Genomic DNA, 18,708 nt, shown 5'->3' with positions numbered 1-18,708 from the left:
TGGTTCACGGGCCCCGCGGGCCCTGCGTCGTGGACGCGGTTCGTGCGCCCTCGACCCTAGGACGGAGCCGTCGCCGGGTTCTCGACATCAGGATCACCGATCCGGGTGCAGAAGATCGCGGCGCTCTGCCGGCGCCGGTCAGGGGCGCGTCCCGGTCAGCCTGCCCGGCTCCGCACGGCCGTGATCGGCGTGACCGCCGCCGCCGTGCCCGGTGTGCCGCCGGCCGGCCCCGGGCGGACGGCGGACGCCTGGAACGCCGCGCTCATCGTCTCGCCCAGGGCGTCGAGGTCGTCCTCGAACAGGCCCGCGTACGTGGACAGCGTCAGCACCGGCGACTCGTGCCCCAGCATGCGCTGCACGGCCTTGACCGTGGCGCCGCCGGAGATCGCCAGGGACGCCGCGGTGTGCCGCAGGTCGTGCAGGGTGAGCGTGTCGAAGTCCTCGGCACCCGGGGCGAGCGTGGTCCGCGACAGCGCCGTCAGCAGCCGGGTGCGGCTCACCTTCTCGCCGCGCGTCATCGTCTGCCGGGCCCGGTCGTCGGCCGCCACCAGGGCCCACGTCGCAGGGTCGGTCACACCCGTGGGCTGCTGCCCGCCCGCGGCCTGGAGCCGGCGGACGGCGGCGACCACGCCGTCGTCGTACAGGCCGGCGGCGGGCAGGCCCAGGGCCTGCCGGAGGGTGCGGACGGCGCTGCCCGCCGCGTCGACGGCCGGGCGGAAGGCGGACCGGTCGAAGCTCTCCCGGCGCAGCGGACCGCCGCGCGTCCCGGTGAACAGCAGGTCGCCCGCGCCCCGGCCCGCCGCCTGCGCGGCCACCGCCTCGACCAGCGACGCGGGCAGCGGCACCTCCCGCCGGGCGTGGGTCTTGGTGTCGCCGAGCAGGAGCGTGCCGTCGTCCAGCCGCGTGTAGGCCTTGTCCACGCGCACGCGACGGCGCAGCGGGTCCACGTCGGCGACCGTCAGTGCGCTGACCTCGCCCCAGCGCAGGCCTGTCAGGGCCGTGAGCAGCACGAGCGTGCGCGTCTGGGGGGAGGAGGCGGCGTCGGCCACGCGGCGCAGCTGCTCGTGGGACAGGTACCGGTGCGGCTTGGTCTTCGGCGCCCGCGGCAGGGCCGGCACCTTGCCCGACGGCGTCCGTGCGGGGTTGGTGCGCAGCCGGCGGGCGTCCACCGCGGCGTCGAGCAGGGCGACCAGGAGGCGGGCCGCGTCCCGCCGCCGCGCGGGCGAGGCGGTCCGGCCGGTGGTGGGGGAGGTCATGGTGGCCGCCCAGCGGGCCACGTCCTCGTGGGTGACCTGCCGCAGCGGCCGGTCCCCGAACGTGGGCGCGACCAGCGACCGGAACCGCTCGTGCTCGGCCTCGAGCGTGCGGGGCGCGCGGTCCACGCGGGCCTCCTGCCAGGTCGCGAACCACTCGGCGACGGTGATGCGGCCGGCGGACGGGTCGATCCACTCGGCGTGCTTGCCCGCCTCCTCCTGGCGCCGGGCCTCCGCGAGCGCCTCGCGCCGCACGGTGAAGCGGCGGGTGCTGCGCAGGCGCCCGTCGACGCGGTAGCGGCCGACGTAGCCGGTGCGGCCCGCGGAGTCGGTGCGCTGCTCGGTGTACGCCACGGGGGCAGCGTAGTGGGGGTGGCCGGTGGCGGTGCGGCGGCAGGTCGGTCCTGCGTGTCGCGCGGGTCGTGGGTCCTGGGCCGTGCGTCCTCAGAGGGCCCGGGCGTGGCCGGTCAGCGCGTTCCACCCGATGCGGCCGCCCAGCGCGAGGAGCACGGTGCCGGTGACACGGTCGGTGGCGCGGGCGATCGCCCGTCCGGACAGCCAGCGCCGGGCCAGGCCCGCGGCATGGATGAGCAGGGCGAGCCAGGTCATCCCGATGATGTCGTGCTCCACGGCCAGCAGGAGGCCCATGAGCAGGTGGGGCACGTCGTCGGGCAGGAACTGCGGGATGGTCGCGAGGTAGAACACGCCGACCTTCGGGTTGAGCAGGTTCGTGGTGGCGCCGACGGCGAACGACCGCCAGGCGGACCGCTCCTCGCCCGCCCTGCCGGGCACGGGGGAGCGGACGGCGGCGTCGGGCAGCGCGTCGTAGCGGCCGGGGCGGAAGCTCGACCACAGCATCCGGCCGCCGAGCCAGACCAGGTAGGCCGCTCCGCCGAGGGTCAGGGCGCGGTAGGCGGTCTCGGACGCGGCCAGCACCGCCGTCGCACCCACCGCTGCCGCCACGCCCCAGGCCAGGCAGCCCGCGTTGATGCCCAGGGCGGTCGCGTAGGCGTGGCGGCGTCCGCTGACGACGGCGGTGCGCAGCACGAGCGCGCTGTCCAGGCCGGGCATCAGGGTCAGGGGGATCGCGACGAGCGCGAAGAGGAGCAGCGCCTCGGCCGTCGTCATGGGCGCGACGGTACCGGTGTCGGGCAGGCGCATGCCAACGGGTAGTTTGGAGGCATGCGCGTTCTCGTCTCCGGTGGGGCCGGCTACATCGGCTCGCACACCGTCCTCGCCCTGATAGCCGCCGGTCACGACGTCGTGGTGGTCGACGACTTCTCCAACTCCAAGCCCACCGTGCAGGGTCGCCTGGAAGCGCTCGCCGGGCGGGCCGTCCCGTTCCACGCGTTCGACCTGACCGACGTCGACAAGACCGAGCGGCTGTTCACGCACGAGCAGATCGACGCCGTCGTGCACTTCGCCGGGTACAAGGCGGTGGGGGAGTCGGTCACCAAGCCGCTGGAGTACTACCGCAACAACCTGGACTCCACGTTCGCCCTGGCGGCCGCGATGGCGAAGCACGGGGTGACGAAGCTGGTGTTCTCCTCGTCGGCCACGGTGTACGGCGAGAAGGCGCCCGTGCCCTACCAGGAGGACTACGAGCACCTGTCGTCCTCCTCCCCGTACGGGCAGACGAAGGTGATGATCGAGCGGGTCCTGTCGGACGTCGCGCACATCTCCGAGGGCTGGAAGGTGGCGCTGCTGCGGTACTTCAACCCGGTCGGGGCGCACGAGAGCGGGGACATCGGTGAGGACCCGCAGGGCGTGCCGAACAACCTGATGCCGTTCATCGCGCAGGTGGCGGTGGGCCGCCGGGACAAGCTGACCGTGTTCGGCGGCGACTACCCGACCGCCGACGGCACGGCCGAGCGGGACTACCTGCACGTCACCGACCTCGCGGCCGGGCACGTGGCAGCGCTGGAGCACCTCGACGACATGGCCGAGCCCGCGCGCGCGTTCAACCTCGGCACGGGCACCGGCACCTCGGTGCTGGCGCTGCTCAAGGCGTTCGAGCGGGCCGTCGGCCGGGAGCTGCCCTACGAGATCGGCCCGCGCCGCGCCGGCGACCTGCCCGCGTTCTGGGCGGACCCGACGCGCGCCAACACCGAGCTGGGCTGGCGTGCCACCAAGACGATCGACGACATGTGCGCCGACACCTGGCGGTGGCAGTCGAAGAACCCGGAGGGCTTCCCGGACGCCTGAGGGTGCTCCGCCGTCGCCGGCGGGTCAGATGACCGGGTTGCCGATCGGCGGGGTCTCCAGGCGGTCGAAGTCGAGCTGGGGGACGTCCTCGTCCGCGTCGGGCGCCCGGTGCCGGGGACCGGCGCCGGACTCCTTCGGGGCTTGCTGCGGGGGTGGCGTCGGTGCCTGCTGCGGGGTTCGGTCCACGGGTTGGGCGTGCGCCTCCTCGAAGGCGCGCACGATCGACCACGGCAGCCGGATGTAGCCCTCGACGTCGAACCCGTTGGCGATGGCCCAGGCCCGCATCTGGGCCGGGGTGGCGCGGTTGCGGCCGTCGGTGGGCTTCTTGGTCCCCGACTCGTCGACCAGCTTGGGGAACTCGACCGGCGTCGCCTCGACGATCGGCTCGATCACGGAGTCCCGCGAGCAGCCCAGGGTGTCGGCCACGCGCCACAGCTCCTGGCGTGCCTCCAGGTGGTACCGGTCCGCCTCGATCGCCTGGTGCACCAGGGCGTCGAAGAACGCGCGCCGGATGTCGGCCGCCGCCTCGGGGGTGAGCCGGTACAGCGGTTCGGCGTCGGCCAGGTGGGCGGCCGTGGCCGGGGTCAGGCGCCCGTCGTGCAGGGTCTCGGCCACCAGGGCCAGGTATCCGTGCGTGTGCACGTCGGCGACGGCGGCGATGGCGTCGGCGAGCGGCTGCCCGGCGAGCGTGGTGAGGATGCCGGGCCCCCGCCGTCCGGGCCACGGGCGGGGCGGCTCGGCGGCGCGGCTCGGCCCGTCCGGCCACGGGTAGACCCAGGCGCGCAGGGTGACCTGCAGCAGCTCGGGCAGGTCGGGTATCCCGCTCGCGCTCTGCAGGAACCGGCCCAGCAGGCCCGCCACGGCGCGGGCCTCGTTGACCGGGTGTGAGTTGGGCGGTATGCCGCCGCCCTCCAGCGCCACGCCGGCGGCGGTGCAGCAGTCCGACAGCCGCCGGTGCTTCAGGGCCGGCAGGTAGTGGTAGCTCGCGTCGATGATCGTGAGCTGGGCGAAGGCCGGCAGGTCCCAGCCGAGGTGCGCCAGCTCCGCCCGCAGCACCTCGATGCCCAGGCGCCCGTTGTGCGTCACGATCGCCATCTGCGACAGCCGCTCGCGGAGCGTGGCCGCGACGTCGGCGAGCGCTATCCACGCTCCGTCCGGGTGGAGCACCGCCGACCACTCGTCGACGACGGTTCCGCGCTCGTCGACACGCACGACGGCGATCTCCCGCAGGCGCGCCGTCGCGACCTCGATGCCGGTGATGCGTGTGGACACCGCTGCGTACGCCGGCTTGCCTACGCGTTCATCCCTCGCCATGCGCGTCCTTTCTCGACAGCCGTGCCGCCGGCAGCGCTACGACGCGCCACAGGGTGCCATCAGTGCGAGAGTCCTGAAAGTGGAGATCGTACGAATATGTCGGATTCTGTGAAAATCACTACCAAAGATAGCGGACCGCCCCCCGATTATTAACACTTGTCATGGGTGTTTGGCCACTGTCTGGGGTAGGTCAAAAGGGGAGGTCATGGTGTTGTCGAAGCTCTCGGTCATGGACTGGCGCGCGATAGCCGCGCTGGTCTTCGCTCTTCCGTACGCCGCCCTGGTCCTGGTGGGAGAGCGGTTCGGGTGGCTCGAACCCTCGGCGTCCGACGCTCTGACCAGCCCGATCACCATTGTGACACTGGGTTGCCTCCTGGCCGGCGCAGGCCTGGCGCTGACCCCGGTGCTGCAGGGCGGGAGCTACCCCGTCCTGAACATCCTCGTCGGTGGTGCGATGCTGCTCGGCTTCTGCTGGGCGGTGCTGGTGCTCGCGCAGGCGAAGTACGGGTGCGACCCGTTGAACGTGCTGCCCGGCTGCGGGTGATCTTGCGAAAGTTTGCGCCTCAGCCGGCGGGGACGTTTTCCCGTGCCGGCCGTCACGCGGTCGGTACACAATGCGAGCGTGTTCCGCCGCCCCGACAGCCACCGCCTCGCCAGCCGTGAGCTGGTCACCCTCGGTACCGCCAGCCAGGTACCCACCAGGACCCGCAACCACAACGGCTATGCGTTGTTCTGGGACGACGAGGTCATCCTGTTCGATCCCGGCGAGGGCACCCAGCGCCAGATGCTGCACGCCGGCATCTCCGCCACGGCACTGACCCGCATCGCGATCACGCACCTGCACGGCGACCACAGCCTCGGCCTGGCCGGCGTGGTGCAGCGCATCAGCCTCGACGCCGTACCGCAGACCATCCCGGTCACCTTCCCGGCCTCGGGCCGGCGCTGGGTCGAGAACCTGTGCGACGCCACCGCCTACTACCACCAGGAACGCCTGGCGCTCCAGGGGCTGACCCGCGACGGCGAGGTGCACCGCGTACCGGGGGAGCTGCACGGCCCGGCGGTGCTCAGCGCCGCCCGCCTGGACCACTCGCTGGAGGCCTACGGGTACCGGCTCGACGAGCCCGACGGCCGCCGCATGGACCCGGCCCGCCTGGCCGCCGCCGGCATCACCGGGCCCGACGTCGGCCGGCTCGTCCGTGCAGGCAGGCTGGACACCCCGCACGGCACGGTCCGGACGGAGGACGTCAGCGACCCGCGCCCCGGGCAGTCGTTCGCCTTCGTGATGGACACCCGGATCTGCGACGCCGTGTGGCGCCTGGCCGACGGCGTGGACCTGCTCGTCATCGAGTCCACGTACCTGGACCGCGACCGGAACCTGGCACACGACCACGGGCACCTGACCGCCCGGGAGGCCGCGACGGTGGCCGCGCAGACCGGCGTGCGCAGCCTCGTGCTGACCCACTTCTCGCAGCGGTACACCGACCCGGGCGAGTTCGAGCGCGAGGCCCGCACCGTGTTCGACGGCGAGCTCACCGTCGCGGCCGACCTCGGCCGGGTGCGGGTGCCGCGGCGGCGGTGAGCCGGGCGCGCCCACCGCGGGCGCGCCCACCGCGGGCGCGCCCACCGCGGGCGCGTCCGGTGCGGACGCTCGCGGTGGCGACGGTGCCGCAGGTGGTCTAGGCTTCTTGTGAAAGCCGGGGCAGGTCTCCCGGTTAATAGTTCGGCCGCGGCCCTTTCAGTCTTCACTGAGGGGGCCGTTAGGCATTTCCGGGGCCGAGTCGGGCTGCTGAGCCACCATCGTCGAGACCTGCTGGTGCGACACGAGCCACATCTCCGCAGCCGGGTCGATCTCTCGCAGTACACGACGCGCGGCCTTGACCTGGAGGCTGACCACCCCGACGACCAGCAGTGGTTCGAGGTGTGCCACCCGGTTGCGAAGCCGGTGCAAACGGTCGACGTCACGCACCAGGTCCCGTACCGGACGCCGCAGTCCCGGGAAAGCCCCGTGGATCGCGTCCCGCCACAGCAGCTGTCGCCCTGGGTCCCTGCCGGGCAGCAGGAAGCGCCATGTGCCGAACATCAGCTGTGCCAGCACGTCGTCATGGGTGATCGGGCGCAGACCCGTCGCCGAGTCCCTGACGGCAAGCCTTGCTCGTCGCGTCGCCTTGTCGATCTCGTCGCGTCGCACCACTCGTTCGATCAGGCGCGAGGGGTCCAGGAGCCAGTCCCCGCTGTGCGGACGGTCGGTCCGCGGGTCGATCTGGGTTGCGTTCCAGGCGCGCAACTGCGCGTCGATGGCGTTGCGAAGGAACACCTCGACAAGGTGCAACATCATGTACACCGCCGACGACATCTCCACGTTCCATTGATAGAGCTTGAGTGCGGCTCGCAGGTTGCCAGCGGCGGCCCGCAGATAGGGCGCGAGCCGTGGCGCGCTGAGCAGCACGGCGACCGCGCGGTGGTGGGTCGCGGTCAGGGTAGGGACGGCCATCGATGACTCCTCGGAACTGGGGCTGAACGCTCCCCAGGTTCCCAGAGAAGCATCCTCTTGGCCTGCGTTGACCCTCGTTGTTGCATATACGCAACGGCGGTCGTCCGTGGGCCCGGGCCGCTGGCCAGGAACCGGTGTCCACGGGCAGTTCTCCCCGTTGACCTGCCGGTGGGCCGCCACCACGATGCGGGTCATGAGCAACCCGGCGAACCTGATGACCTGGGACGGTGCCGTCAACCTCCGCGACCTCGGCGGCCTCCCTCTGGAGGACGGCACGACCACCGCGGCCGGGCAGGTCTGGCGCTCCGGGGCGCCCGACCCGATCACCTCCACCGGCTGGGCGGAGGCTGTCGAGGCGGGGCTCACGACGGTGGTCGACCTGCGCAACCCCGCCGAGGTCAAGCTGGCTCGCGACCTCCTGCCCGGTGCCGTCCGTCCCACCGGGATCATCACCCGCAACACCCCTACCGAGGATCCGGGCGACCCCCACTTCCAGGCTGCCTGCGGCCCCTGGCTGGACCACCCGCGCTCCTACGCACCCACCACGGCCATGTACCCGCACCTGGTCGGTGCGGCCTTCCGGGCGCTCGCGGACGCCCCGGGGCCGGTCCTGGTGCACTGCTCGGCGGGCCGTGACCGGACGGGCATGATCACGGCGATGCTGCTGTCGCTGACGGGTGTCGAGCACGAGGCGATCGCCACGGACTACGAGCAGGCCTTCCGCGGGACGAGCCATCGCGGGGGTGGTGTCGCCTACGACGTCGAGCGGGGTGCATGGGTGCAGCACCCGGGTGAGACGTGGACGGCCCGGCAGATGGACGGGCGGGTCCGCGAGCGCCGTGCGGCGCTGCTGGACTGGCTGGCGGGGCTGGATGTGGTGGCGTACCTGCGGTACGTGGGTCTGGACGAGGCGCGGGTCAGGCGGTTGCGGGAGCGTCTGCGGTGAGCGTGGCGGGCAGCTCGAGCGTCATGTAGGTGCTGTGCGGGTCGAGGGTGTAGTCGCCGAACGGGCCGCACTCGGTGAAGCCGTGCCGGGCGTACAGGCGGCGGGCGGGGGCGAAGTAGTCCTGGGTGCCGGTCTCGAGGCTGACGCGCCGGTAGGTGCGGCGGTGTGCCTCGGCGAGGATCGTGGCCAGCACGGCGGAGGCGACGCCGCGGCCGCGGGCGGTGGTGGCGGTGCGCATCGACTTGATCTCGCCGTGGGTGGCGGGGGTGCCGGGGCGGGCGTCGAGCTCGTTGAGGGCGCCGCAGCCGAGCAGGGTGCCGTCGTCGTCGCGGGCGGTCCAGAAGGTGAGGGTGGGGGCGAGCAGAGCGGAGTGGTCCAGGGCGTGCACGCTCTCTGCGGGGGAGGTGGCGTACATGTCGGTGAGGTGCTCGTCCAGCAGCTGGCGGACGTCGTCACGGGCGGGGGAGTCGGTCTCGATGTGCACGCCACCATCTTGCGGGTGGTGGCGGGGTGGTGACGTCCGTATGGCGGGCCCGTGTGGCGCACGTCACGCCCTGGGGGTAGGAATCTCCAGGTGCGCGCACGCCCGTGCGCCTGTGCCGGCCGACGAGGGCCGGGGACCGAGGAGAACGACGATGTCGCTGCCGAGCCCGAGCTACACGATCACCCTGCGCGTGGAGGTGGCCGCCTCGCAGCGCGCCACGAGCACGGTGGTAGCGGCGGTGGCCGACGCCGGGGCCGCGGTGATGGGCGTGGACATCGCGCACTCGACGTCGCACGGGCTGGTCGTGGACGTCACGTGCGACACGATCGACGCGGAGCACGGTGAGCGGGTGGTGGCGGCGGTCGACGCCGTCGAGGGCGCCCACGTGCTCAAGTGGAGCGACTCGACGTTCCTGATGCACCTGGGCGGCAAGATCGAGGTGACGAACAAGGTGCCGCTCAAGACGCGCCGGGACCTGTCGCGCGCGTACACGCCGGGTGTGGCGCGGGTGTGCCTGGCGATCGCGGACAAGCCGGAGGACGCGCGCCGGCTGACGATCAAGCGCAACACGGTCGCCGTGGTCACGGACGGTACGGCGGTGCTGGGCCTGGGGAACATCGGGCCGGCGGCGGCGCTGCCCGTGATGGAGGGCAAGGCGGCGTTGTTCAAGGAGTTCGGCGGGGTGGACGCCTGGCCGGTATGCCTGGACACCACGGACACCGACGAGATCGTGCGCATCGTCAAGGCGATCGCGCCCGTGTACGGCGGCGTGAACCTGGAGGACATCGCGGCGCCGCGCTGCTTCGAGATCGAGGCGCGGCTGCGTGCTGAGCTGGACATCCCGGTGTTCCACGACGACCAGCACGGTACGGCGATCGTGGTGCTGGCGGCTCTGGTGAACGCCCTGAAGGTGGTGGGCAAGGACCTGGCCGAGGTGCGGATCGTGGTGTCCGGGGTGGGTGCGGCGGGCAACGCGATCATCCGGCTGCTCAAGGCGCAGGGCGCCCGGCACGTGGTGGCGTTCGGGCGGGACGGAGCGCTGCACCCGGGTGTGGTCACCGACGACCCGCACCGGCGCTGGATCGTGGAGAACACGAACGTCGACGGGTTCTCCGGCACGCTGCAGGAGGGCCTCAAGGGCGCCGACGTGTTCGTCGGGGTCTCGGCGGGCGGCATCCTGTCGGGTGCGGACGTGGCACAGATGGCGCAGGACGCGATCGTGTTCGCGCTGGCCAACCCGACCCCGGAGGTGGACCCGCTGGAGGCGGCGCGGACCGCCGCGGTGGTGGCCACCGGGCGCAGCGACTATCCGAACCAGATCAACAACGTGCTGGCCTTCCCCGGCCTGTTCCGGGGGCTGCTGGACACCGGTGCCCGGGACATCACCACCGAGCTGCTACGGGTGGCGGCCCTGGCGATCGCTGACGTCGTGGGTCCGCAGGAGCTGAACAGCGCCTACATCGTGCCGGGCGTGTTCGACCACCGGGTCGCCGAGGCCGTCGCGGACGCGGTGCGCGCTGGCGCGGAGGCGTCCGGGACGGCCTCGGCGACCCGGTAGGCGGGCGGGTCAGCCCAGCAGGCCGCCGAGGGTGGCGTTGACGGCGCTGCTGACCAGCGCGGCCGCGCCGAAGACCATGGCGAGCAGGGCGCCGGTGGAGGCCACCAGCGGGATCCACCAGCGCACGGAGTCGCGTGGGGCGGAGGAGAGGACGGGACCGTCGGTCCGGTCGGACGAGGCGTAGTTCGGGTGCACACTGTTTCTCACACCCTGATAGACGTCCGGGAGGGCAGGATCGATGCCCGCCGACCGGTAACGGTTCGGGAACGGTCGTCCCCGACCGGGACGGCGGGCCGACGAGGGAGGGTTGAGGTGGGCGTGAAGAGCATCGGGTTCCTGTCCTTCGGTCACTGGACGCCGCACCCGCAGTCGGGGACGCGCTCGGCGTCCGACGCGCTGCTGCAGTCGATCGACCTGGCGGTGGCCGCCGAGGAGCTGGGCGCCGACGGCGCCTACTTCCGCGTGCACCACTTCGCCCGCCAGCTCGCCTCCCCGTTCCCGCTGCTGTCGGCGATCGGCGCCCGCACCAGCCGCATCGAGATCGGCACCGGCGTGATCGACATGCGCTACGAGAATCCCCTCTACATGGCCGAGGACGCCGGCGCGGCCGACCTCATCTCGGGCGGCCGCCTCCAGCTCGGCATCAGCCGCGGCTCACCCGAGCAGGTCGTGGAGGGCTACCGGTACTTCGGCTACGAACCCGCCCCGGACGACGCCGGCGCCGCGGACCTCGCTCGCGAGCACACCGCCCGGTTCCTGCAGGTGCTCGACGGCGAAGGGTTCGCCGAACCCAGCCCCCGGCCCATGTTCCCCAACCCGCCCGGGCTGCTGCGCGTCGAACCCCACTCCGAGGGCCTGCGCCGGCGCATCTGGTGGGGCGCCGGCTCCCGCGCGACCGCCGAGTGGACCGCGACCCAGGGCATGAACCTCATGTCCTCCACGCTGCTCACCGAGGACACCGGCATACCCTTCCACCGTCTGCAGGCCGAGCAGATCCAGCGGTTCCACGACGCCTGGGCCGCCGCCGGCCACGAGCACACGCCACGGGTCTCCGTCAGCCGCAGCATCTTCCCGATCACCGACCAGCGCGACCGCCAGTACTTCGGCATGGAGGTCCACAGCCAGGACCAGGTGGGCCGCCTCGAGACCGGGACCGCCCGATTCGGCAAGACCTACGCGGGCGAGCCCGACGCCCTGATCGAGGACCTGCGCGAGGACGAGGCGATCGCGGCTGCGGACACGCTGCTGCTGACGGTGCCCAACCAGCTCGGCGTGGACTACAACGCCCACGTCATCGAGAACATCGTCCAGCACGTGGCGCCCGCGCTCGGCTGGCGCTGAGGATCGATCGGAACGGAGCCCGGACGGCGGGTGAGCGGGGATCTCACCCGCCCACCCGCTGTCGGCCCCGCCCCGGCGGTGGGACTCTGACGGACATGAGCATCATCCGCACGCCCGAGCCCGCCCAGGCGACCGGCGCCTGGGCGGAGCAGTACGCCGGGGACCTCGAAGCCCTCGGCTACGTGCCGAGCCACACCCGCGTCATGGCCACCAACCCCCAGGCGCACCAGGCGTTCGAGGACCTGACCGGCGCCGTCGCGCAGAGCATCGGCCTGCGCCTGTACGAGCTCGTCACCCTCGCCGCAGCCGGCGCCATCGGCTCCCAGGCGTGCCGCCTGGCCCACGGCCGCAGGTCCCGCAGCCTGTTCGACGACGCCCAGCTCGAACGCATCGCGCTGGACTACCACGCCGCCGGCCTGAGCGACCTGGAGGTCGCGGCCATGGAGCTCGCCGAACGAGTCGGCGGCGACTCCAGCGCCATCACCGAGCGCGACACCCAGCGGCTGCGCGAGCTGGGTCTGGACGACCGGCAGATCGTCGACGTCGTGCTGGCCGCCGCCGCACGCAACTACTACAGCCGCGCCCTGCACGCCCTTGCCGTCGAGCCCGACGTGCCGCCCGACCTCCCCGACAGCCTCCGCGAGGCGCTCCTGACGGGCATGCACCAGCCCGGCCGCTAGGCCGCACAGGGGCTGACCGCGCGCGCAGCCTCCGGCACCGCCGGGTCCGCACGGCCCGGGGCCACCACCAGCGACCGACGCCGCACCAGATCACTCACCGTGCCGAGCGCGTCGCACCGCTCCACCAGGTAGACGCCGGACCACGGTCCCCGCGGACCGCCGCCGACCGCCGCGAGGACCGACCGCTGAGCCGTCCACCGCTCCCAGTGCCGCACGAACTCGTCCGGCTGGACCACACGGCCCCGGTCGAGCTGTCCGTCCAGCGCGTCCGCCAGCGAGACGTCCACCGCGACCAGCACCGGGTCCCAGCCGAACCAGCGGGCCGCCAGACCCAGCAGCTCCCGCCGGCGCTCGCGGGTGGCGGTGTCGTGGACGAGCAGGGGCCTGGTCGCGCGCGGCCCGCGCACCAGGTGCAGCACCGTCGCCAGGAAGTGCAGGGTGTGCGCCGCCCACCGGTAGGCGCCGTACGGCACCCACGACGGCAGCCGCCGGGCCAGGCGGCGCCGGTGCCGGTCGGGGTCCAGCACCACGGCGCGCGGCACCTCCCTGGCCACCTGGGCCAGCAGCGTGCTCTTGCCCGCGCCCGGCACACCGCCCACCACGACCAGCAGACCGCCAGGGACACGAGGAGAGCCGGCAACAGAGCCGGACGGATCAGGGGAGCTCCGGACAGGGCGCGGCCGGGGGAGTGTGGCGGGTGTCGTCACGTGGTCCTCCATACGTAGGGGGCCGGGTGAGCAGCATCGCGCGTGCGGGTCCGCGCCTCCCGGGAACACCCTGGACGGGCGCTGGGCCAGGAACCGGACCACGACCTGACCGGGGGCGAAACCCCAGGTCACGGTCGCGAACAGATGCTCAGTTCCACTCCTAGGAACGAACAGAACCGTCCGTTTTGTTCCCCCTGGTTGTCAGGAGAGTGGGGAGGACGTGGGACGGGCCCGCACACACCGTGGCACCATCACCGGGTGAGCACCGCACCCGACCCGCAGCACCTGCGCGACCTCGCCCTCCTGCGCCGCGTCCGCGACCGCATGGACCGCGAGTACACCCAGCCGCTGGACGTCGCGGCGCTCGCGGCCGGGGTGCACATGTCGGCGGGCCATCTCTCGCGCCGGTTCAAGGCGGCCTACGGGGAGTCGCCGTACAGCTACCTCATGACGCGGCGCATCGAGCGGGCCATGATGCTGCTGCGGCGCGGTGACATGAGCGTGACCGAGGTGTGCTTCGCGGTGGGTTGCTCGTCGCTGGGCACGTTCAGCACCCGGTTCACGGAGCTGGTGGGCGTACCGCCCAGCGTGTACCGCGAGGACCCGGTGCTGGCGGGTCAGGGCGTGGACACCGCCGGGCTGCCGGCGTGCATCGCCAAGCAGGTCACCCGGCCGGTCAGGAATCGAGAAGCGCGCACCGGCTGACCGGATCTAGCGTGGCTCTCATGAGCACGCAGCCGAGCATCACCATCCACCAGACCTTCCTGCCGCACACCGACCCCGAGGCGTCGCTGGCGTTCTACCGTGACGCCCTGGGCTTCGAGGTCCAGCTCGACGTGGGGCAGGGCACCATGCGCTGGATCACCGTTGGACCCGCCGGGCAGGACACCTCGATCGTGCTGACGCCGCCCGCCGCGGACCCGGGCGTCACGGACGCCGAGCGGCAGACGGTCGCGGAGATGATGGCCAAGGGCACCTACGCCGCGGTCATCCTCGGTACGCACGACCTGGACGCCACGTTCGAGCGGGTGCAGGCCAGCGGGGCCGAGGTCATGCAGGAGCCCGTCGACCAGCCCTACGGGTTCCGGGACTGCGCGTTCCGCGACCCGGCGGGCAACACCGTGCGCATCAAGCAGCTCTGAGGCCCGCACCGTGTGCATCCCCGGCCTGTCCGTACCTCCTGGAAGGTCCAGCATGAACGCAGCCAGCACGACCACCACGACGACCGGCACGACGACCGGCACGACGCCCGGCACCGCCTCCGCGACCGGTACGCCCGACGCCGTCCACCCGGCCGACCGGCACGACACGATCGCCGTGCACGGCGCGCGGGAGAACAACCTGCGCGACGTCAGCCTCCGGGTGCCCAAGCGCCGCCTGACGGTGTTCACCGGCGTGTCCGGATCCGGCAAGAGCTCGCTGGTGTTCGCCACCATCGCCGCCGAGTCGCAGCGGATGATCAACGAGACCTACAGCGCGTTCGTGCAGGGCATGATGCCGTCGCTGTCCCGTCCCGACGTCGACCTGCTGGAGGGGCTGACCACGGCCATCGTCGTCGACCAGGAGCGGCTGGGGGCCAACCCGCGGTCCACGCTGGGCACCGTGACGGACACGAACGCGCTGCTGCGCCTGTTGTTCAGCCGTCTCGGCACACCGTCGGCGGGCCCCGCGGTCGCCTACTCGTTCAACGTGCCCGCCCGGACGGCCAGCGGCGTGATGACGTCGGCCACCGGTGAGAAGCAGATCGTGCGCGAGGCGCTCTACCACGGCGGGATGTGCCCGCGGTGCGAGGGCCGCGGCACCGTCTCCGACATCGATCTCGCCGAGCTGGTCGACGAGGACAAGTCGCTCAACGAGGGCGCCATCACCGTGCCCGGCTACAAGGCGGGCGGCTGGTCGGTGCGGTTCTTCACCGAGTCCGGGTACCTCGACGGCGACAAGCCGATCCGCGACTACACCGACACCGAACGGCACGACTTCCTCTACCGGGACGCGACCAAGCGCAAGATCGGCGGCGCCAACCTCACCTACGAGGGACTGGTGCCGCAGGTGCGCCGCTCGATGCTCACCAAGGACCGCGACGCCCTCCAGCCCCACCTGCGCGCGTTCGTGGACCGGGCCGTCACGTTCATCACCTGCCCGGAGTGCGACGGCACCCGCCTGGCCGCGAGCGCCCGCGCCTCGAAGATCCGCGGCATCAGCATCGCCGACGCGTGCGCCATGCAGATCAGCGACCTGGCCGCGTGGGTGCACGGCCTGGACGAGCCGTCCGTGGCGCCGCTGCTGAGCAACCTGGGCAACCTGCTGGACAAGTTCGTCGAGATCGGTCTGGGCTACCTGTCCCTGGACCGGCCGTCGGGCACGCTGTCCGGGGGAGAGGCGCAGCGCACCAAGCTGATCAGCCACCTCGGCTCCGCGCTGACGGACGTCACCTACGTGTTCGACGAGCCCACCATCGGCCTGCACCCCCACGACATCCGGCGCATGAACGACCTGCTGCTGCAGCTGCGCGACAAGGGCAACACCGTGCTCGTCGTCGAGCACAAGCCCGAGACCATCGCGATCGCCGACCACGTGGTCGACCTGGGGCCCGGCGCCGGCAGCGCCGGCGGCACGATCTGCTTCGAGGGCACCGTGGCCGACCTGCGCACCAGCGACACCCTCACCGGGCGGCACCTGGGCGACCGCGCCCGCCTCAAGGACAAGACCCGCACGGCCACGGGCACGCTGGAGATCCGGGGCGCGAGCACCCACAACCTGCGCGACGTCGACGTCGACGTGCCCCTCGGCGTGCTGTGCGTCGTCACCGGTGTCGCAGGCTCCGGCAAGAGCTCCCTGATCCACGGCAGCCTCGCGGGCCGTGACGACGTCGTCATCGTCGACCAGTCCGCGATCAAGGGCTCCCGGCGCTCCAACCCCGCCACCTACACCGGGCTCCTGGACCCCGTCCGCAAGGCGTTCGCCAAGGCCAACGGCGTCAAGCCCGCCCTGTTCAGCGCCAACTCCGAGGGCGCCTGCCCCACCTGCAACGGCAACGGCGTCGTCTACACCCAGCTCGGCTTCATGGACACCGTCGCCACCACCTGCGAGGAGTGCGAGGGCAAGCGGTTCCAGGCCGCCGTCCTGGAGTACCGGCTCGGCGACGGCGAGACCGGCCGGAACATCGCCGAGGTCCTGGGCATGTCGGTCACCGAGGCCGAGGAGTTCTTCGGCAGCGGCCCGGCCCGCACCCCGGCCGCGCACAAGATCCTGCAGCGCCTGTCCGACGTCGGCCTCGGCTACCTCACGATCGGACAACCCCTGACCACCCTGTCCGGCGGCGAACGGCAACGCCTCAAGCTCGCGACCTACCTCGGCGAACCCGGCGGCGTCTACGTCCTGGACGAGCCGACCGCCGGCCTCCACCTCGCCGACGTCGAGAACCTGCTCGCGCTGCTCGACCGGCTCGTCGAGCACGGCAAGTCCGTCGTCGTGATCGAGCACCACCAAGCGGTCATGGCCCACGCCGACTGGCTCATCGACCTCGGGCCCGGCGCCGGCCACGACGGCGGGCAGGTCGTGTTCGAGGGCACGCCCGCCGACCTGGTCGCCCAGCGGTCCACCGTCACGGGGGAGCACCTGGCACAGTACGTCCAGCCGTAGGCCGTCCGTCAGCCCCCGGCACGCACCAGACCCGACTCGTACGCGCACACCACCATCTGCGTCCGGTCCCGCAGCCCGAGCTTGCTCAGGATGCGGGACACGTGCGTCTTGACGGTCTGCTCCGCCAGGAACAGCTCCGTGGCGATCTCCGCGTTCGACCGACCGCCCGCCACCAACCGCATCACGTCCAGCTCCCGGTCCGTCAACGCCCCCAGCGTGGCGTCCGGCGCGGAAGGCCGCGTCGGACGCGCCGCGTAGTCCGCGATCAGCGCCCGCGTGATCTTCGGCGACAGCAACGCCTCACCCGCGGCCACCACCCGCACCGCATGCGTCAGCTCCTCCGGCGGCGAGTCCTTCAGCAGGAACCCGCTCGCCCCCGCCCGCAACGCCGAGAACACGTACTCGTCCGCGTCGAACGTCGTCAGGATGATCACCTTGGGCCCCGTACCCGGCATCCCCATGATCGTGCGCGTCGCGTCCAGACCGTTCACCTTCGGCATCCGGACATCCATCAGCACCACGTCCGGCCGCGTGCGCCGCACCACCTCGGCGATCCCCACGCCGTCGTCCGCCGTCCCCACCACCGTGATGCCCTCGTGCGCCTCAAGGAGCGCCGCGAACCCCGCACGGATCATCGACTGGTCGTCGACCACCAGCACACGGATCGGTTCGGCGTCGGAGAGCGGCACCCACCCAACCTAGCCGACACCCCCGACTTCGCTCTCACGGGTGACGCGACACACCCACCCCAGCGCATAACCTGCCGGTGATGGACCACCCACACACCGCACCCGCGACAGCGGGCACCGCGCCGGGCACCGCACCCGCCCGCGGCGCTCGCCGACCCCGGCTGCGCTCCCTGCGTTCCCTGGCCCGGCTCGACCTGACCGCGTCCTCCATCGCCCGCCGAGAGGTGGTCTGGCTCTGGACCGTGGTCATCGTCGCCGCCGTCGCCCTCGCCGCCGTCGGCTGGCCCGTGACCGCCACCGGCTACGACACGCACCCCGCCGCGGCCATGAGCCTCACCCTGCTGCACTGCGCCGCCGCGATCCTCGCCGTCCGCTGGCCCTGGGCCGGCCTCGGCGCCTCCGTCGCAGCAGCCCTGCCGCTCATGATCGTCACCTCCCACGCCGGCCCCGCCTGGCCGTGGCCCTGGCCCGTGACCGTGCTGCTCACGCACTGCCTCACCGTGCTCGTGCTGGCCCTGCGCCACCCCTGGTACTGGGCCGCCTCCCTCTGGCTCGCCGGCGCCCTGCTCACCGTCCTGACGCCCGCGGCCCTGTCCCACCACCTCGCCCAGGGCGGCGTCGCCAACGGCGTCGTCCTGGTCTCCCTCAGCGGCGGTATCGCCCTGGTCGGCGTCCTCATGCGCCTGTGGATCCTCAGCATCGTCCGCATGGAACAGGCCGAACGCCTCAGCGCCGCCGAGACCAGCCGCCGCCGCGAGCTCGAGGAACGCAACCGCATCGCCCGCGAGCTGCACGACGTCGTGGCCCACAGCATGTCCGTCATCACCGTCCAGGCCACCACCGCCCGCTACCGCCAACCCGGCCTCGAACCCGCCGTCCAGCAGGAGTTCGAGGAGATCGCCACCTCCTCCCGCCGCGCCCTGGCCGAGATGCGCGGCCTCCTCGGCATCCTCCGCGGCCACGACACCGCCCCCACCGCACCCCTGCCCGGACTCGCCGACGTCGCCGACCTCATCGAGTCCACCCGCGCCTCCGGCATCGAGATCACCTACACCGGCACCACCGCAGAAGTCCCGGAAGCCGTCGGCCTCACCGCCTTCCGCGCCGTCCAGGAAGCCCTCAGCAACGCCCTGCGCCACGCCCCCGGATCCACCGCCGCCGTCACCATCACCCTCTCCGACGACGCCCACGACCTCCTCGTCAACGTCACCAACACCGCCCCCGCCCGCAACGACGAACCCACCCCCGGCGCCCGCCTCGGCCTGGCCGGCATCCGCGAACGCGCCGCCGCCCTCGGCGGCACCGTCACCACCGGCCCCACGCCCGACGGCGGCTTCGAGCTCACCGCCACCCTCCCCGTCACCCAGGACGACGACCCACTACTCACGTAGGGGGTCC

19 protein-coding genes are annotated in these 18,708 nt (G+C 72.5%); 11 read left to right on the top strand and 8 right to left on the bottom strand.

The annotated features are described in order from the left end of the window. Positions 1-155 precede the first annotated feature (155 nt). Together ACIBBF_RS21615 and ACIBBF_RS21610 are read right to left on the bottom strand one after the other, a co-directional pair. Positions 156-1,607: a tyrosine-type recombinase/integrase gene (locus tag ACIBBF_RS21615; protein WP_397417436.1), complete on the bottom strand. Its 1,452-nt coding sequence runs from the start codon at positions 1,605-1,607 to the stop codon at positions 156-158. Between the two features lie 90 nt (positions 1,608-1,697). After that, complete coding sequence (locus ACIBBF_RS21610; RefSeq protein ID WP_397417433.1) at positions 1,698-2,381, bottom strand: LysE family translocator; 684 nt, start codon at positions 2,379-2,381, stop codon at positions 1,698-1,700. A 54-nt stretch (positions 2,382-2,435) separates the two neighbouring features. Between ACIBBF_RS21610 and galE the strand changes: the two genes are divergently transcribed. Beyond that, complete coding sequence (galE, locus tag ACIBBF_RS21605) at positions 2,436-3,458, top strand: UDP-glucose 4-epimerase GalE (protein WP_397417431.1); 1,023 nt, start codon at positions 2,436-2,438, stop codon at positions 3,456-3,458. Between the two features lie 24 nt (positions 3,459-3,482). On the opposite strand, the gene ACIBBF_RS21600 is transcribed toward galE, so the two are convergent. Next, positions 3,483-4,772, bottom strand: coding sequence for a hypothetical protein (locus ACIBBF_RS21600; RefSeq protein WP_397417429.1), 1,290 nt, complete (start codon positions 4,770-4,772; stop codon positions 3,483-3,485). A 205-nt stretch (positions 4,773-4,977) separates the two neighbouring features. Here ACIBBF_RS21600 and ACIBBF_RS21595 point away from each other — a divergent pair, with 205 nt between their 5' ends. Beyond that, positions 4,978-5,316: a hypothetical protein gene (locus tag ACIBBF_RS21595; RefSeq protein ID WP_397417427.1), complete on the top strand. Its 339-nt coding sequence runs from the start codon at positions 4,978-4,980 to the stop codon at positions 5,314-5,316. Positions 5,317-5,394: 78 nt separating this feature from the next. After that, on the top strand, positions 5,395-6,351 hold the full coding sequence (locus ACIBBF_RS21590) for a ribonuclease Z (RefSeq protein ID WP_397417425.1): 957 nt from the start codon (positions 5,395-5,397) through the stop codon (positions 6,349-6,351). A gap of 156 nt (positions 6,352-6,507) precedes the next feature. Here the strand turns inward: ACIBBF_RS21590 and ACIBBF_RS21585 are convergent, their stop codons facing one another. After that, a complete protein-coding gene (locus tag ACIBBF_RS21585) occupies positions 6,508-7,263 on the bottom strand; it encodes a hypothetical protein (protein ID WP_397417423.1) in 756 nt (251 codons plus the stop codon). Positions 7,264-7,456: 193 nt separating this feature from the next. Here ACIBBF_RS21585 and ACIBBF_RS21580 point away from each other — a divergent pair, with 193 nt between their 5' ends. After that, positions 7,457-8,209, top strand: a complete 753-nt coding sequence (locus ACIBBF_RS21580; protein WP_397417421.1) for a tyrosine-protein phosphatase — start codon at positions 7,457-7,459, stop codon at positions 8,207-8,209. Here ACIBBF_RS21580 and ACIBBF_RS21575 read toward each other — a convergent pair. Further along, positions 8,181-8,693: a GNAT family N-acetyltransferase gene (locus ACIBBF_RS21575; protein ID WP_397417419.1), complete on the bottom strand. Its 513-nt coding sequence runs from the start codon at positions 8,691-8,693 to the stop codon at positions 8,181-8,183. The genes ACIBBF_RS21580 and ACIBBF_RS21575 overlap by 29 nt on opposite strands. A gap of 151 nt (positions 8,694-8,844) precedes the next feature. Here ACIBBF_RS21575 and ACIBBF_RS21570 point away from each other — a divergent pair, with 151 nt between their 5' ends. Beyond that, positions 8,845-10,251, top strand: a complete 1,407-nt coding sequence (locus ACIBBF_RS21570) for an NAD-dependent malic enzyme (RefSeq protein WP_397417417.1) — start codon at positions 8,845-8,847, stop codon at positions 10,249-10,251. Positions 10,252-10,260: 9 nt separating this feature from the next. On the opposite strand, the gene ACIBBF_RS21565 is transcribed toward ACIBBF_RS21570, so the two are convergent. Continuing rightward, complete coding sequence (locus ACIBBF_RS21565; protein ID WP_397417415.1) at positions 10,261-10,458, bottom strand: hypothetical protein; 198 nt, start codon at positions 10,456-10,458, stop codon at positions 10,261-10,263. Between the two features lie 111 nt (positions 10,459-10,569). On the opposite strand from ACIBBF_RS21565, the gene ACIBBF_RS21560 reads away from it, so the two are divergent. Both ACIBBF_RS21560 and ACIBBF_RS21555 read left to right on the top strand, forming a co-directional pair. Then, on the top strand, positions 10,570-11,592 hold the full coding sequence (locus tag ACIBBF_RS21560; RefSeq protein ID WP_397417546.1) for an LLM class flavin-dependent oxidoreductase: 1,023 nt from the start codon (positions 10,570-10,572) through the stop codon (positions 11,590-11,592). A 95-nt stretch (positions 11,593-11,687) separates the two neighbouring features. Then, on the top strand, positions 11,688-12,272 hold the full coding sequence (locus ACIBBF_RS21555) for a carboxymuconolactone decarboxylase family protein (RefSeq protein WP_397417413.1): 585 nt from the start codon (positions 11,688-11,690) through the stop codon (positions 12,270-12,272). On the opposite strand, the gene ACIBBF_RS21550 is transcribed toward ACIBBF_RS21555, so the two are convergent. Further along, positions 12,269-12,871, bottom strand: coding sequence for an AAA family ATPase (locus ACIBBF_RS21550; protein ID WP_397417411.1), 603 nt, complete (start codon positions 12,869-12,871; stop codon positions 12,269-12,271). The two genes, ACIBBF_RS21555 and ACIBBF_RS21550, sit on opposite strands and share 4 nt — an antisense overlap. Before the next feature lie 432 nt (positions 12,872-13,303). On the opposite strand from ACIBBF_RS21550, the gene ACIBBF_RS21545 reads away from it, so the two are divergent. From ACIBBF_RS21545 to ACIBBF_RS21535, 3 genes are read left to right on the top strand one after another with little or no spacing between them, the layout of a single operon-like run. After that, on the top strand, positions 13,304-13,684 hold the full coding sequence (locus ACIBBF_RS21545; protein WP_397417544.1) for a helix-turn-helix transcriptional regulator: 381 nt from the start codon (positions 13,304-13,306) through the stop codon (positions 13,682-13,684). Between the two features lie 20 nt (positions 13,685-13,704). Beyond that, complete coding sequence (locus tag ACIBBF_RS21540) at positions 13,705-14,121, top strand: VOC family protein (RefSeq protein WP_397417408.1); 417 nt, start codon at positions 13,705-13,707, stop codon at positions 14,119-14,121. 52 nt (positions 14,122-14,173) lie between these two features. Continuing rightward, positions 14,174-16,621: an ATP-binding cassette domain-containing protein gene (locus ACIBBF_RS21535; RefSeq protein WP_397417405.1), complete on the top strand. Its 2,448-nt coding sequence runs from the start codon at positions 14,174-14,176 to the stop codon at positions 16,619-16,621. A gap of 8 nt (positions 16,622-16,629) precedes the next feature. Here the strand turns inward: ACIBBF_RS21535 and ACIBBF_RS21530 are convergent, their stop codons facing one another. Then, a complete protein-coding gene (locus ACIBBF_RS21530; protein ID WP_397417402.1) occupies positions 16,630-17,310 on the bottom strand; it encodes a response regulator in 681 nt (226 codons plus the stop codon). Between the two features lie 80 nt (positions 17,311-17,390). Here ACIBBF_RS21530 and ACIBBF_RS21525 point away from each other — a divergent pair, with 80 nt between their 5' ends. After that, positions 17,391-18,701 (top strand): sensor histidine kinase, encoded by a 1,311-nt coding sequence (locus tag ACIBBF_RS21525; protein WP_397417399.1) that lies wholly within the window; start codon positions 17,391-17,393, stop codon positions 18,699-18,701. Positions 18,702-18,708 lie beyond the last annotated feature (7 nt).

The organism is Promicromonospora sp. NPDC050880, assembly GCF_044456525.1.
Classification (GTDB): Bacteria; Actinomycetota; Actinomycetes; order Actinomycetales; family Cellulomonadaceae; genus Promicromonospora.
Note: the sequence above shows the minus strand (reverse complement) of the source record. Positions and strands in the feature narration are given on the sequence as shown.

Excerpts from the sequence above, each read along its gene's own strand:
- ACIBBF_RS21610 (WP_397417433.1), bottom strand. The coding sequence starts at position 2,381 with ATGACGACGGCCGAGGCGCTGCTCCTCTTCGCGCTCGTCGCGATCCCC.
- galE (WP_397417431.1), top strand. The coding sequence starts at position 2,436 with ATGCGCGTTCTCGTCTCCGGTGGGGCCGGCTACATCGGCTCGCACACC.
- ACIBBF_RS21600 (WP_397417429.1), bottom strand. The coding sequence starts at position 4,772 with ATGGCGAGGGATGAACGCGTAGGCAAGCCGGCGTACGCAGCGGTGTCC.
- ACIBBF_RS21595 (WP_397417427.1), top strand. The coding sequence starts at position 4,978 with ATGGTGTTGTCGAAGCTCTCGGTCATGGACTGGCGCGCGATAGCCGCG.
- ACIBBF_RS21585 (WP_397417423.1), bottom strand. The coding sequence starts at position 7,263 with ATGGCCGTCCCTACCCTGACCGCGACCCACCACCGCGCGGTCGCCGTG.
- ACIBBF_RS21580 (WP_397417421.1), top strand. The coding sequence starts at position 7,457 with ATGAGCAACCCGGCGAACCTGATGACCTGGGACGGTGCCGTCAACCTC.
- ACIBBF_RS21570 (WP_397417417.1), top strand. The coding sequence starts at position 8,845 with ATGTCGCTGCCGAGCCCGAGCTACACGATCACCCTGCGCGTGGAGGTG.
- ACIBBF_RS21555 (WP_397417413.1), top strand. The coding sequence starts at position 11,688 with ATGAGCATCATCCGCACGCCCGAGCCCGCCCAGGCGACCGGCGCCTGG.
- ACIBBF_RS21545 (WP_397417544.1), top strand. The coding sequence starts at position 13,304 with ATGGACCGCGAGTACACCCAGCCGCTGGACGTCGCGGCGCTCGCGGCC.
- ACIBBF_RS21540 (WP_397417408.1), top strand. The coding sequence starts at position 13,705 with ATGAGCACGCAGCCGAGCATCACCATCCACCAGACCTTCCTGCCGCAC.
- ACIBBF_RS21535 (WP_397417405.1), top strand. The coding sequence starts at position 14,174 with ATGAACGCAGCCAGCACGACCACCACGACGACCGGCACGACGACCGGC.
- ACIBBF_RS21525 (WP_397417399.1), top strand. The coding sequence starts at position 17,391 with ATGGACCACCCACACACCGCACCCGCGACAGCGGGCACCGCGCCGGGC.